This window comes from Ferrovibrio sp. (assembly GCF_965278975.1).
Classification (GTDB): Bacteria; Pseudomonadota; Alphaproteobacteria; order Ferrovibrionales; family Ferrovibrionaceae; genus Ferrovibrio.
In genome coordinates this window covers 2383315-2396644 of record NZ_OZ257126.1, presented here as the reverse complement: position 1 = coordinate 2396644, position 13330 = coordinate 2383315, and the positions used below count along the sequence as shown (strand labels likewise).

Annotated in this window: 12 protein-coding genes; all 12 read right to left on the bottom strand. The window is 61.1% G+C overall.

Going from position 1 to position 13330, the window contains the following annotated elements; all coding sequences use genetic code 11:
• Positions 1-2: 2 nt before the first annotated feature.
• The gene (locus ACQY7X_RS11520; RefSeq protein ID WP_428245372.1) at positions 3-1172 is read right to left on the bottom strand and encodes an acyl-CoA dehydrogenase family protein; all 1170 of its coding nucleotides are present in this window, start codon (positions 1170-1172) and stop codon (positions 3-5) included.
• A gap of 53 nt (positions 1173-1225) precedes the next feature.
• The gene (locus tag ACQY7X_RS11515; protein ID WP_428245371.1) at positions 1226-2875 is read right to left on the bottom strand and encodes a class I adenylate-forming enzyme family protein; all 1650 of its coding nucleotides are present in this window, start codon (positions 2873-2875) and stop codon (positions 1226-1228) included.
• On the bottom strand, positions 2868-4469 hold the full coding sequence (locus ACQY7X_RS11510; RefSeq protein ID WP_428245370.1) for an AMP-binding protein: 1602 nt from the start codon (positions 4467-4469) through the stop codon (positions 2868-2870). The genes ACQY7X_RS11515 and ACQY7X_RS11510 overlap by 8 nt, the downstream gene beginning before the upstream one ends.
• Positions 4466-6076, bottom strand: a complete 1611-nt coding sequence (locus tag ACQY7X_RS11505) for a class I adenylate-forming enzyme family protein (protein WP_428245369.1) — start codon at positions 6074-6076, stop codon at positions 4466-4468. Before ACQY7X_RS11505 ends, ACQY7X_RS11510 begins: the two co-directional genes overlap by 4 nt.
• 21 nt (positions 6077-6097) lie before the next feature.
• Positions 6098-7132, bottom strand: coding sequence for an ABC transporter substrate-binding protein (locus ACQY7X_RS11500; RefSeq protein WP_428245368.1), 1035 nt, complete (start codon positions 7130-7132; stop codon positions 6098-6100).
• Between the two features lie 37 nt (positions 7133-7169).
• Positions 7170-8183: an ABC transporter substrate-binding protein gene (locus ACQY7X_RS11495; RefSeq protein WP_428245367.1), complete on the bottom strand. Its 1014-nt coding sequence runs from the start codon at positions 8181-8183 to the stop codon at positions 7170-7172.
• 174 nt (positions 8184-8357) lie between these two features.
• Positions 8358-9278 carry an SDR family NAD(P)-dependent oxidoreductase gene (locus ACQY7X_RS11490; RefSeq protein WP_428245366.1) on the bottom strand — a complete coding sequence of 307 codons (921 nt, stop codon included), beginning with the start codon at positions 9276-9278 and terminating at the stop codon, positions 8358-8360.
• A 12-nt stretch (positions 9279-9290) separates the two neighbouring features.
• A complete protein-coding gene (locus tag ACQY7X_RS11485) occupies positions 9291-10493 on the bottom strand; it encodes an acetyl-CoA acetyltransferase (protein ID WP_428245365.1) in 1203 nt (400 codons plus the stop codon).
• Between the two features lie 2 nt (positions 10494-10495).
• Complete coding sequence (locus ACQY7X_RS11480; RefSeq protein ID WP_428245364.1) at positions 10496-11512, bottom strand: 3-oxoacyl-[acyl-carrier-protein] synthase III C-terminal domain-containing protein; 1017 nt, start codon at positions 11510-11512, stop codon at positions 10496-10498.
• Positions 11449-11952: a hypothetical protein gene (locus ACQY7X_RS11475; protein ID WP_428245363.1), complete on the bottom strand. Its 504-nt coding sequence runs from the start codon at positions 11950-11952 to the stop codon at positions 11449-11451. Before ACQY7X_RS11475 ends, ACQY7X_RS11480 begins: the two co-directional genes overlap by 64 nt.
• A complete protein-coding gene (locus tag ACQY7X_RS11470) occupies positions 11949-12860 on the bottom strand; it encodes an alpha/beta fold hydrolase (protein WP_428245362.1) in 912 nt (303 codons plus the stop codon). Before ACQY7X_RS11470 ends, ACQY7X_RS11475 begins: the two co-directional genes overlap by 4 nt.
• Entirely contained in the window at positions 12857-13324 is a 468-nt protein-coding gene (locus ACQY7X_RS11465; RefSeq protein ID WP_428245361.1) for a MaoC family dehydratase N-terminal domain-containing protein, read from the bottom strand. The genes ACQY7X_RS11470 and ACQY7X_RS11465 overlap by 4 nt, the downstream gene beginning before the upstream one ends.
• Positions 13325-13330 lie beyond the last annotated feature (6 nt).

Genomic DNA, 13330 nt, shown 5'->3' with positions numbered 1-13330 from the left:
GCTCACTGCTGCTGGGTGGTATCGATCGTCATGCCCAGCAACGCCTTGCCCAAAGTCTGGGAGGTATTGTCAAGATTGGCATGGGTCGAATGGACATGGATGTCGCGGATCATGCGCGGCAGCGGGAAGGTATTGAGCAGAGCCGTAGTGCCGACGATGCGGATGGTTTCATTCACCATCCATTCAGCCGTGGCGATGCAAACCGTCTTTGCCATGAGACTGAGTTCTTCGGCGGCGCGGATATTGCTGCCGCCCCACATTTCCGCTGCCTGGTAAAGCAGTGCCCGCGCCGATGCGATACGCATACGCATCTCTCCCAGCACGCGCTGGCTGTGCGGGCTGCCCGCCGTGCCGCGCTTGGGCAGGTATTCCACCGCAAAGTCCAGCAGACCCTGGGCTGCGCCAAGATGATTGGCGCCGAAGCCCAGATGCCAGCGTGAACCACCCTGGCATTTCGGATAGAAACCAGGGCCGACCAGAACGTCATGGTCCGGCACTTCCAGATTCTCAAGGATCAGCTTCGGGCTGACGGCAGCCCTCATGCCGGTGGGGCGCCACCAGGCTTCATCGATGGTGAGACCCTTGGCGCCTTTCGGCACCAGCACCATGAGAAAGCCCTCCAGCGGATCCATGCCTTCCGTGGAAACGCTGATGATATTCCAGGTGCCAATCGAAGCATTGGTGCCGTAATTCTTGATACCATTCAGCACATAGCCGTTGCTGGTGCGCTTGGCTTCGGAAACCATATTATACATGCCGCGTGCGGTGCGGCCCGGTTCGCTGCCGGTCCAGGAAATGATGCCACCGTCCTTGACGGTAGGTTCATACCAGCGCGCCAGCTGCTCCTTGGTGCCGCCATGAGCCAGCATCTGCGCGGAATGCGAATGCACCTGGAAGCAATGCGAAGAGGCCATATCGAAACGGCCAATTTCCTCGATCACCAGCAGGAAGGCGAGCGGGTCAACGCCAGGCATCACGCCAGTACCCTGGCCACCGAATTCCTTCGGCAGGCAAAGCTTCAGCAGGCCATTGGCATGCATTGCCTGCAGCATCTCGACCGGCATGGAATAATTGCGGTCATGCTTCTCAGCAGTGGGCTGCACCACATTGCGGGCCACGTCACGGGCCAGCTCCTGCACTTCGTTGTAGAATTTATTGTTGAATACATACATGACGCCCCATCCCTTCGCTTCTGAGCGGCCACCGTCCGCCTATTACCTGCCTTTTACTTCACCGCGGCTACTGCGGCCGCCGGCTCCCCGGCAATCAAGGCGATTGCCTGTTCGCGCAGCTTGAATTTCTGAATCTTCTCGGTGCCGCCGGTAAGCGGGAAGGCCTCCACCGCATAGACGCGAGCAGGTACCTTGAAGCCGGCCAGCCGTTCGCGCATGAAGGCGAGAAACTCCTCGCCATCGAAAGTGGCGCCGGGTTTCGGGATGACGAATGCCACACCGGTTTCACCCCAGAGCCGATCCGGCACGCCAACCACCGCCACGGCACGCACCGCCGGATGCTTGGCGGCGACCGATTCGACTTCCGGCGTCGAAACGTTGAAACCCTTGTGCTTGTAGCCATCCTTCAAGCGGTGCTTGAACACAAGCCGGCCATCCGGCAGCAGGTAGCCGGCATCGCCGCTTTTCAGCCAGCCATCGGCGGTAATACTGGCGGCGGTTTCCACCGGCTTGTTGTAATAGCCATGCATCACGCTATAGCCGCCGATCCAGATCTCGCCCAGTTCACCGGGCGGCAGATCCTGGCCGGTATCCGGATCGACAACACGGATCAGGCAATCGGGCAAAGGCCGGCCCTGGCTTTGCAGGCGTTCTTCCAGCGGATCGGTCCACCATACGCGTGTCACCAAGCCGGTGGACTCCGTGAGGCCATAGCCTGTCACCACACCACGCACCCCCAGCCGCTCGGCGGCAGCACGCAGCACATCGGGGTCACTCGAAAGCACCACGCCGCAGCGCAGGCGGCTCAGGTCGAACTGCTTGAAACGCGGATGCGTGGTCATCTGCTCGATCATCGCCGGCAGCAGATGCATCGCACTGAGGCGTTCATTAGCCAAAGCGTTCAATGCCCGCTCGGTATCGAAACGCTCGTCGAGCACGATACGGGCGCCATGAGACCAGAAGGTAAGCACGCCATTCAGCGAACCCAGCACACCGAACAGTGGAACACAGAGATAGAGCCCATCTTCCGCCGACAGGCCGATACGGTCACCGCCATCATAGGCTTTGCGCCAGATGCAATGGGTGAGCATCGCCCCCTTGGGCAAGGCCGTGGTGCCTGAGCTATAAGCAATCAGGGCAGGGCGGTCGTGATCCATGGCAGGCGGGGGCACCGGCAAGGCGGCATCCGCCGGCGCCGACCAATCAAGCACGCCCGGCAGGGGCTCTGCCAGCGGATCGCAGCTCACCACTGCCTGCAGTTTGGGAAAAGCGGCCGCGTTCAGCTTACCAGCCGGATTGCGGGTCAGTTCCGGACACACACCGCACAACTCGCCGAGGAAATCGCGGAAGGCTCCGCCGCCAGGCACAATCACCAGCCGCGCATCGGATTGCGCAATCTGGTAGACGAATTCCTCTTGCCGCAGGCGGGTGTTGAGGAACACCGCCATCAAACCCATCTGGGCGGCGCCAAACCAGTACCAGAGGAATTCCGGGCGGTTTGGCATCCAGATCGCCACGGTGTCACCGGTTTTCAGCCCCAGCGAAGCAAGCCGTGCCGAGGCGCGGTTGACCTCCTCGCGTGCAGCCGCGAAACTCCACCGCTTGCCGCCGAAGACCAGGGCTTCCCGATCACCCCATGCAGAGACAAGACGATCCCACGCCTGGGCGTAAGTGAGGCCGATATAAGGATTCGATTCAGCCATGCGATGCTCCAGCAGACTCGGCTCGCGCGGCTAATGCTTGCTCGGCCATTTCACGCAACTTGAACTTCTGTACCTTGCCGGTACCCGCCGTGAGCGGCAGGTCTGCCACGATGAAGACATGCTGTGGCTGCTTGAAAGAAGCCAGGCGAGGCTTGAGAAAATCCTGAATTTCCTGCGGCGCCGCTGCATTGCCGTCACGCAGAATGACGAAGGCGACGCCGATCTCGCCATGGGCGCGATCGGGCATGCCAACCACTGCGGCGGATTGCACTGCCGGGTGCTGTGCCATGACAGATTCCACTTCAACCGTGGAGACGTTGAAACCGTTGAATTTATAGCCATCCTTGAGGCGGCGCTGGAACTGGAAGGCACCATCCGGCAGCCGCAGGCCGCCATCGCCGGTCTTGAACCAGCCATCATCGGAAAAAGCCTTGCGTGTCTCTTCCGGCTTGTTGAAATAGCCCTTCATCACGCAATAGCCCTTGACCTGGATTTCGCCATAGTCGCCATCGGGCAACGGCGCGTTGGTTTCCGGGTCGGCGATACGCACTTCGATATCCGGCAGCATCTTGCCATGGGTGGTGGCGCGGATATCGAGCGGATCATCATGACGCGTCCGCGTCACCGCCGAACTGGTTTCGGTCATGCCATAGCTGGTGAAGAAGCCTTTGATGCCAAGTTCATTGGCGGCACGGCGCAGAATATTGGGATCGGTGGCAACAATGATGCCGGTGCGCAAGGCACTCAGGTCGAAACGCTTGAATTCCGGATCAGTGAGCATCTGTTCCAGCATCAACGGCAACAGATACATCGCCGTGCAGCGTTCATCCTGCAGCGTGGTCAACGCCTCGCGGGCTTCGAAGCGTTCCGCCAGCACCACGCAGGAGCCGCGCGACCAGAAAGTGAGCACGCCATTGACCGTGGAGAGAATGCCGAACAACGGTACGCAGAGATACAGGCGATCTTCCGGTGTCTGATCGAAGCGCGGGCCGTGGTCCCAGGTCTTGCGGAACAGGCAATGGGTAAGCATTGCCCCTTTCGGCAGCGCCGTGGTGCCGGAACTATAGGCAATCAGCACAGCGGCTTCCGGATCGATGGCATCCGGCGGCTGTTTCAAGCCGCTGGGCAGCGGCCCCGACCAATCCTCGACACCGGCAACCGGGTGTTCCAGCGGATCAAGGGCCAGGACTCGCTGCAGCAATGGCAACTCAGCACGCATTGCCGACAATTCACCGACGAAATCGCGGAAAGACCCCGCCCCCGGCACCACGGCCGCGCGGGTTTCCGACTGCCTGAGCTGATAGGCGGCTTCATCATGCTTGAGCCGCGTGTTCAGCAGCACGGCGACCAGTCCGATACGCCCGGCTGCCAGCCAGTACCAGAGGAATTCCGGCCGGTTCGGTAGCCAGAGTCCGACCTTGTCACCTTCGCGCAAGCCCAGTGTGCCGAGCCGGGCCGCCGCCCGATCAATCTCGGCACAGGCTTCGGTGAAGGTCCAGCGCCGACCTTTGAAGACAAGGGCCTCGCGGCCACCATACTCACGGCGCAGCAGATCGAGCGATTGCCCGAAGGTAAGCCCCTTGAACGGATTCATACCAGCGCCTTTGCCTTTGGCAACAGCTGCTCGGTCATGTCGCGCAGCTTGAATTTCTGTACTTTTCCCGTGCCGGCTGTGACCGGCAGTTCCGCCACGGTGAGCACATGCCGTGGCAGCTTGTAGCCGGCCAGCAGTGGCTTGAGGAATTCGATTACTTCTTCCTGATTAATCACCACGCCAGGCTTAGGCACTACACAGGCAACGCCAACCTGGCCTGCCACCGGATCGGGATAGCCATAAACCCCGGTATCTGCCACGCCGGGATGACGGCGCACCGCCTCCTCGACCTCCGCCGGCGCAACATTGAAGCCATTGGTCTTGTAGCCATCGCCGAGGCGGTAAAGGAAAGTGAGGCGACCATCCGGCCAGATCACACCCATATCGCCAGTGATCAGCCAGCCGTCGGCATCGATCGCTTTCGCAGTTTCTGCAGGCTTCTTGTAATAGCCCTTCATCACGCAATAGCCACGGATGCGAATCTCGCCCACTTCACCGGCTTTGCGCGGCTCGCCAGTTTCCGGGTCCACCACCACCAGCTCGATATCGGGCATGGCATAGCCCTGGGTCTCAAAACGTGCCTGGCGCGGATCATCCCAGCGGTTGCGCGTTGCCACCGTGGTCGATTCGGTTAACCCATACCCTGTCATCACGCCCGGAATGCCGAGGCGGTCGGCAACCAGGGCAAGGATTTCACGGTCATTCGACAGCACAAAACCGACCCGCAAACTGGATAGGGCGGCGGCATCGAAATTCGGCAACCGCGCAATCTCCAGCACCATAGGTGGCAGCAGATGCGCCATGGTGCAGGATTCACGCTGCACCAGCTCGACGAAGCTCGCGGCTTGGAAACGATCCGCCAGGATCAGCGCCGCACCGCGCGCCCAGAAGGGCAGTACGCCGTTCATCATCGCCATCGAGCCGAAGAGCGGAATCGCCATCATCAGGCGGTCGCGCACCGTGAGATCGACGCGGATGCCGATATCCCAGGCTTTGCGGAAGACGCAATGGGTGATCAACGCGCCCTTTGGCAATGCCGTCGTGCCGGAACTGTAGGAAATCAACGCCGGTGCTTCCGGATCGGTCGCCAGCGGTGGCGGTTCGACGCCACGCGGCGCCGGGGCCGACCAGTCTATGACGCCAGCCTGCTTGGTAGGATCGAGCGCCAGTATGAATTCGAGGGCCGGCAACTGACTCCGCACCGAAAGCACATCACCGAGAAAATCGCGGAAAGCGCCATCACCCGGTACGATCACCGCGCGGCTATCGGACTGGCCGATCTGATATGCCGCTTCATCCGGCTTGAGCCGGCTGTTCAGCACCACGGTGATCAACCCGGATTGCGATGCCCCGAGCCAGTACCAGAGGAATTCCGGCCGGTTCGGCAGCCACAGCGCCACCTTGTCGCCCGAACGCAAACCAAGTGACCACAACCGCGCCGCAGCTGCATCGATCTCCTGCCTGATCTCGGCGAAAGTCCAGCGCCGATCACGGTAAACCAGCCCCAGGTTATCGGCATAGCGGGCACAGATGTCACGCATTGCCGAACCATATGTGGCATCGACATATGGATTCCGCTCAAGAGCATTAATCTCGGACTTGGACATATCGACTGCTTCTACCCTGGCTTATTTCTTTACCGCGTCGCGCACCAGATCATTGACCACCGAGGCCGCGTAATCGAAATCGCCCTGGGCATATTTCTCGCCGCCGAACTTGAGCAATTCGTAATAGGTCTTGAGGCCTTCAAGCGACACTTCGGGCGTCTTCGGCGTGGCCGGCACCATCGCCAGAACACCCGCTTCGTAGAGATCGGACTGCATGGAGGACATATGCTTGCGCGCCGCCTGACCGGCCTTGGCCGGATCGCTGTGGACCAGCTTGTTGGCCTTGTCGATGGCACGGACAAAGGCGCCAAGATCGGCTTTGCGTTTCGCCGCCACAGCCTCGGTCACCGCCATGGCGGTAAATACCATGCCGCGCGTTTCCGGGATTTCGCCGCGGATCGGATCCAGCACCATCATGCCGTAGCCTTCGGTGATGGCACGCTGCGGCACCGGCGGCGAAAAGGCGGTGACATCCACCAGGCCCCGGGTCATGGCCGCCAGAGTGGCGCCAGCGTCGCCGATCGGCACCACTTCCGAGACTTTATCCAGATCGGCATTGGCGTAACGTGACATCAGAAAGCGGAACATGGTGTGCTGCGCGCCGCCGAAATAGATCACGCCAACCTTCATGCCTTTCATCGCCTCCACCTTCTGAGCGATGGTGGAATTGGCGGTGATGCCTTTCTTCTCGAACAGTTCCTTGCGACCGAAGATCACCGAAGTGTATTCAGTCGACATCGGCGTGAGCAGCACCACCGGCTGCCGCTTTTCACGGGCGGCGAATACCGCATTGGCGCCAACACCGGCAATATCAGCATCGCCTGACATGATCGCGGTGACCACAGCGGCGCCATCCTTCACATTGGTGATAGTGACGTCGATCTTCTCATCCTTGAAGAAGCCGGCACCATCGGCAACGTAGAGAGGGAACCAGGCAAAGCTGGTGGAAGACACCACCACCGAGAGCTTTGGATTCGCCGTGGCTGCCGTACCGGTCAGCCAGAGGCCGAGTGCCGCAAGCAGGTAGAGCATCTTGGACAGGCTTCGAAACATCATCGCACCCTCCTCCGGCCCAAAGGCCCGGTTCTGATTTTTAATTCTTCTTTTCCGCAATCGCCTGACGTACCAGGTCGTTTGCAATCACCTTCTCGTAGTCGACCTTGTAGCGATAACCGCCCACCTCAAGCAGGCTCATGAAGCGCTGCAGGCCCTCGGCCGATGTGGTCGGTTCGGTCGGCAAAGCCGGACCAATGGCCTTGACACCAAGGCTGTAGAGATCGGATTCCATGCCCTTCATGAATTCGCGCGCAGCCTCTCCAGCCTTGGCCAGATCGGTCTGGGCCAGTCTGTTGGCGCGATCCATCGCCCGGATGAACGCCTTAACCCCCTCCGGGTCCTTCTTGAGTTTGTCTTCCGAAGCAGCGAGCACGATGTAGACCGAGCCCTTGATTTCGGGCACATCGCCGTTGATGAAATCGATCAGTACTTCGGCATAGCCGTCAGCCACGGCCTTTTCGGCCACCGGTGGCGAGAAGGCGCTGACCTGCACCACGCCGCGCTGCATGCCGGCCAAAGTTTCGTTGGCATTGCCAATCGGCACCACCTCCGCCACCTTGTCGACATCGACGCCGCCGGCATATTTCGCGAAGAGATACTTATACATCAGGTGCGGCCCAGCACCGATGGCAGTGGAGGCTAGCTTCAGGCCTTTCATCGCTTCGACGCGGTCCTTCATCGGCGAAGCACGGCTGACGCCCTTCTGTTTCAGTACGTCCTTATGCGCAAAGATCGTGGACGTGTATTCGTTCATGATCGGCATCAGGAAGCGAATCGGCTGCGCCTTATCGATGGCAGCAAACCCGGCCTGGGTGCCAAGACCCGCCAGATCGGCACTGCCAGAGAGGATCGCCGCTACCGGCGTGGCATTGGCCGGTACGTTGATGATGTCGACATCGAGCCCTTCATCGCGGAAGAAGCCAGAGCCATGCGCCACATAGATCGGAAAGAACGCAAAACTGGTCGATCCGATGGCGATGGAGAATTTCCGGCGCTGGGCATGCGCATCGCCCTGCCAGGCGAGCGCCGCCAGCACCGTCAACAACAGCACAGATACAATCCGCACTTTCCTCATGGTTTCCTCCCTCAGGGCGGTTCCCGCCGCCTGCTTTGCCGCAAAACCACTAGGCGCACAATTTACTTTTGTTGCCCTCGTAGGGACAATTTATTTCATTTGTATCATTATTGATTGATACAAATCTGGAGTCAATCTACATCCTGCCCCTTAGACCGGATCCCAGCAGAAAACTTCTGCCGAGCGGTGCAGCGGGAAGAACGAGCCGCGCAGAGCAGGCATGGCATGCTCCGCAACGCTTTCCGGCGTCCAGCCTTCCGAGCGCTGCACCGAGCGGATCGGCCGCGACTGGCTCATCAGGAAGATTTCGTTGTGACGCACGGCAAAAATCTGGCCGTTCACATCTGCCGCCTTGTCTGAAGCCAGAAATACCGCCACTGGCGCGATCTTGGCCGGCGTCATCTGCTTGATACGTGACAGCCGCAGCTTCTGCTCCTCGGTTTCCGACGGCACCGTGCCGGTGAGCCGGCTCCAGGCCGAGGGGGAGATGCAGTTGGAACGCACGCCGAAGCGCTTCATGTCCACGGCAATGGATTTCGACAGACCGACAATGCCCATCTTGGCGGCGGCGTAATTGGCCTGGCCGTAATTGCCGATCAGGCCGGAATTCGACGTCATGTGAATCATATTGCCGGAGCCCTGGGCACGGAAGTGCTCGGCGGCGGCGCGGGCAACGCAGAAACTGCCCTTCAGATGCACGGAAATGACGGCATCGAACTCGGCTTCCGTCATCTTGTGAAAAATGGCATCGCGCAGGATACCGGCATTGTTCACCACGCAGTCGATGCGGCCGAACGTGTCAACCGCAGTCTGCACGATGCGGCGCGCACTGTCCCAGCCCGCCACCGAGTCGAAATTCGCTACCGCCTTGCCGCCGGCTGCCTTGATCTCATCGACGACCTGCTGTGCCGGCGAAGCATCATTGCCTTCGCCATTCTCATTGCTGCCAAGATCATTGACCACCACGGCGGCGCCAGCGGCCGCCATGGCCAATGCGATATCGCGGCCAATGCCACGGCCACCGCCGGTGACAACGCTGACCTTGTCTTTCAGAAACTCGTTGCTGCTCATGATGCTGTTACCTCAGGCTCCGTGATGACCGATGATTGCGACGCTGCAGACATTCTGGTGCGGTGCGCCGCCCAGATTGTGGGTCAGGCCGAGGCGCGGATCCTTGATCTGGCGATCACCGGCGCGGCCCTGAAGCTGCAGGTAGATTTCGTAAAGCATGCGCAGGCCAGAGGCGCCGATGGGATGGCCGAAACATTTCAGGCCGCCATCGATCTGGCAGGGCTGGCCGCCCTCCGCGCTGTAGAAGCCGTCCAGCACATCCTTGATCGCGCCGCCTTCCGGCGAGATGAACAGATCTTCCATCGTCACCAGTTCGGTGACGGAGAAGCAGTCATGCACCTCGGTAAGGCTGATCTGCTTGCGCGGATCGGTGATTCCGGCCTCCTGATAGGCCCGCTTCGCCGCAATGCGCGCGGTCATGAAGTAGCTGCCATCCCAGCTTGAATGACCAGCCTCTGTGCCGTTCGACACCGCAAGCTGCAGTGCCTTCACCGTCACCAGATTCTTCTTGCCCAGGCTCTTGGCGATTTCCGGCGTGGTGACGATGGCACAGGCCGAGCCGTCGGACACACCGCTGCAATCGTAGAGACCAAGCGGGGAAGCGACCATCGGCGCATCCATCACCTGCTCCAGCGTCACCTTGTTGCGCAGGTGGGCCTTCGGATTACGCGAGCCATTGTCATGGCTCTTCACCGAAATCTGCGCAATGGCACGCTTCAGGTCGGCAGCGTTGACGTTATGCTTGGTAGAATAGGCTGCCGCGAGCTGGGCGAAGGAGCCTGGCGCCGAATAATTCGCCCACCACATCGAGTTCAGCACGCCGCGCGAGCGCTGCGGCAGGCCGCCATAGCCGGTATCCTTCAGCTTCTCTACACCGAGCGCCAAGGCGATATCGCAGGCACCAGAGGCCACCGCATAGGATGCACCACGCAGCGCTTCCGAGCCCGAGGCGCAGAAATTCTCCACGCGGGTAACCGGGATATACGGCAGGCGCAACGCCACCGAGAGCGGCACGCCGGATTTGCCGACATGGAAATCCTCAATGGCGGTGGAAAGCCAGGCCGCCTGGATCTGCTCGGTTTCGATACCGGCATCGGCGAGGCATTCTTCGTAGGCTTCCACCATCAAGTCTTCGGCATCATCGTTCCAGCGCTCGCCGAACTTGGAGCAGCCCATGCCGATGATCGCGACCTTATCCCTGATTCCATTGCCCATGATTATGCTCCTTGAGAGGCGGCCGGGGCCGCTTTCCAGAAATAGCGACGGAAGCCGCGGTTATTGTCGTAATCCTTGACGCGGAACATCATCCGCATCGGCTGCCCCACAGCCACCTTGCCAACATCCACATCAGTGAAATTGGCCAGGAAACGGCCGCCGCCCTCGAACTGCACCATGCCGTAATGCAGCGGCGGATCAGCGGTGTAGGTGAGGTAGTCGGCAGAGAAGGTCATGACCGAAGCCGGTACGTCGGCGAAGCAGAATTCATCCTGAGTGTGGCGGGCGCGGCAATTCGGATTGACGCAGACCAGCGAGCGCGGGAATTGCCGCGTGCCACATTTGGTGCAGACGCCACCGACCAGGCCAAGCAGCATCTCGCGGTTACGATACAAGGTGCTGAGCGCGGTCTGATTATCCAGTTCGGCTCGCTTCCCGCGTTCGCGTTCGATCAGGCCGTTGAAGGAAAGATACTTGTTGTAATTGGTCTCTTCCTTGCGCCGCGCCAGAGAGCCGCGCACGCCTGCACGCGGCGCCAGCCTGGCAATCTCTTCCGTCACTTCGAAAGCAATGGCATCGCAGCCCTGACCGAAGCCCAGCACCAGGATACGCTCGCCCGGCTTGGCCTTTTCCAGGCAGGCCACCAGCATGACGATGGCATGGGCAGTGCCGGTTTCACCACAATTGGCGTGCAGCGTATCGGCCACGGCGCTATCGGCGAAACCAAGTTTCTTGGCCAGGCTGTTCGCCACCTTCGGCAGCACGCAAGGCAGAATGAAATGCTGGAACTGTTCTGCCTTCAGCCCGGTCGCCGCGAACAGACCCTTCACCGCTTCCGGCACGATGCGGGCATAACCCTCATCACGGATCCAGCGCTCCTCCCAGCCGTAATCATACTGACGGTCGCTGGCGCGGTAATGATCGACGAAATCCACCGAGACCGAATGGCTGCCGATCAGGCGGGCAATCGGCTGCTGGCTACCAAGCGCAAGTGCCGCGGCACCATCGCCATATTGCATTCCTGCACCGCGCCGGAGCGGGTACGGCGGCTGTCGGAAGCCACGAACAGAATCTCACCGCCGGCATTGCCGGCCAAGCTCAAGGCCGCGAGCAGGCCGGTGGTGCCGGCACGCTGCGAGGAGGTGACATCCATGGTGGCGAGATGTTCACCAAGCGCCAGCGCGGCCGAAACAATGCCGGCATTCTGACGGTCGGCAAAGGGCATGGTGGTGGAAGCGAGATGCACCGCCGCCAGCTTGGCGCGGTCGCGGTCGCTCAGGCAGTCGCGCGCCGCCTCCACCGCCATGGTGATGGTGTCCTCATCCCAGTTGCACATCGCCCGCTCGCCCTTGCCATGGCTGCGCAGCTCCGGCGCCACCCAGGAATTGGCTTCCACGACACTCTTGCGGCTGAGCCGCAGGCGCGGCAGATACGCGCCATACGCAGTGATTCCAGTCATTCCTTCACAATCCTCCGGGAAAGCAGAAACTCGAGCAGCATGTGGTTCACCTCTGCTGCCGCCTCATAAGCGGCCCAATGGCCGACATCCGCGATGATCCGTACCGGCAGGCCAGGAAGGCGCCGGGACAATTCCGCCACGGCACCACGAACATCAGGATTCATGTAGCAATCATGCTCACCCCAGATGATGGCCAGCCGTGGCATCAGCTGCGGGATTGCATCCACCAGCGCGTTCGAGAGCGAAATCGGCAAGCCGAGCAGCCTGCGCTTCTGCCGCGTCAGATCGATCTGGATATCCAGGGCCATCTCGTCGATGGCTTCGTCACGGGCAATCATCGAATAGCGCAGATTATGCCGCACATTGGCGCGCCGCTCTTCCTCGCTCATGCCGGGATGGCGGCGTACCAGTTCCGTGGTGGAATTGCGCCACAGGTCTCCCAGGCCGGATGGCCCGATCAGCACTGCCATCACCAGGCGCTCACCAAGCCCCAGCGCCACCTGGCTGCCGATCACGGCACCAAGCGAGAAGGCTACCAGCCGCACCGGCGTCTCGACACCAATCAACTGATTGAGCCCGGCAAGCAGCGGCACAGCCACATCCGCGGCAGTCGGCTGGCCTTCCATTGCCACTGCATGGGATTCACCCAAGCCCGGCATATCGGCTGCCAGCACGCGGAAATGCCGGGCCAATGCCTCGATATTGCGCACCCAATGCAGCCAGGAACCGAAGCCGCCATGCAGCAGCAGCAGCGGCGGCCCCTCACCCCATTCATGCCAGGTCACCACCCCGCCCGGATGGGGCGTGACATGCCGTTTGGCACTGCCAAGCAGGCGGGCCACATCGGCATGGCGCAGCGCCTGATCAAGATAGGCGCGCGGCTCAGGGGTTGCGGGGCTGGCGCTCATTTCCCCCTCTGTTGCGGCGGCTCACGATAGACCGTGGTGCGGCGGTGCACGAAGACCAGGGCACCATCGGCATCGCTGCCGCGGATTTCCTGATGCAGCAATTCCATGCGGCCGGAACGCCCCACCTTGTCTTCCACCGCTGTGAAATGCACCCGGCATTGCAAGCGGTCGCCGGCATAGATCGGACGTTCGTATTCGAAGGTCTGGCCGCCAGCGAGAATTCGCCGGCGGTCAAGAAGCCGGGTCCAGATCGGCTCTTCCGGAGCGCGGAACGTCACCGGAAAGGTTGGCGGTGCAATGATTGTCTTCAGGCCGGCCCGCTGCGCCGCCGCTTCGTCACGATAGCGCTCATCCGGATCGCCGATTGCCTCGGCGAATTTCCGGATCGCACCCTTCTCGACTTCGACCCAGTAAGCCTCACTGGCCTGGCCGATCAGACTGCGATCGATTTCCACACTGCTCATCGCCGC

What these genes read in the sequence shown, in the direction of transcription:
- ACQY7X_RS11520 (WP_428245372.1), bottom strand. Translation starts at nt 1,172, where the DNA reads ATGTATGTATTCAACAATAAATTCTACAACGAAGTGCAGGAGCTGGCC.
- ACQY7X_RS11515 (WP_428245371.1), bottom strand. Translation starts at nt 2,875, where the DNA reads ATGGCTGAATCGAATCCTTATATCGGCCTCACTTACGCCCAGGCGTGG.
- ACQY7X_RS11510 (WP_428245370.1), bottom strand. Translation starts at nt 4,469, where the DNA reads ATGAATCCGTTCAAGGGGCTTACCTTCGGGCAATCGCTCGATCTGCTG.
- ACQY7X_RS11505 (WP_428245369.1), bottom strand. Translation starts at nt 6,076, where the DNA reads ATGTCCAAGTCCGAGATTAATGCTCTTGAGCGGAATCCATATGTCGAT.
- ACQY7X_RS11500 (WP_428245368.1), bottom strand. Translation starts at nt 7,132, where the DNA reads ATGATGTTTCGAAGCCTGTCCAAGATGCTCTACCTGCTTGCGGCACTC.
- ACQY7X_RS11490 (WP_428245366.1), bottom strand. Translation starts at nt 9,278, where the DNA reads ATGAGCAGCAACGAGTTTCTGAAAGACAAGGTCAGCGTTGTCACCGGC.
- ACQY7X_RS11485 (WP_428245365.1), bottom strand. Translation starts at nt 10,493, where the DNA reads ATGGGCAATGGAATCAGGGATAAGGTCGCGATCATCGGCATGGGCTGC.
- ACQY7X_RS11480 (WP_428245364.1), bottom strand. Translation starts at nt 11,512, where the DNA reads ATGCAATATGGCGATGGTGCCGCGGCACTTGCGCTTGGTAGCCAGCAG.
- ACQY7X_RS11475 (WP_428245363.1), bottom strand. Translation starts at nt 11,952, where the DNA reads ATGACTGGAATCACTGCGTATGGCGCGTATCTGCCGCGCCTGCGGCTC.
- ACQY7X_RS11470 (WP_428245362.1), bottom strand. Translation starts at nt 12,860, where the DNA reads ATGAGCGCCAGCCCCGCAACCCCTGAGCCGCGCGCCTATCTTGATCAG.
- ACQY7X_RS11465 (WP_428245361.1), bottom strand. Translation starts at nt 13,324, where the DNA reads ATGAGCAGTGTGGAAATCGATCGCAGTCTGATCGGCCAGGCCAGTGAG.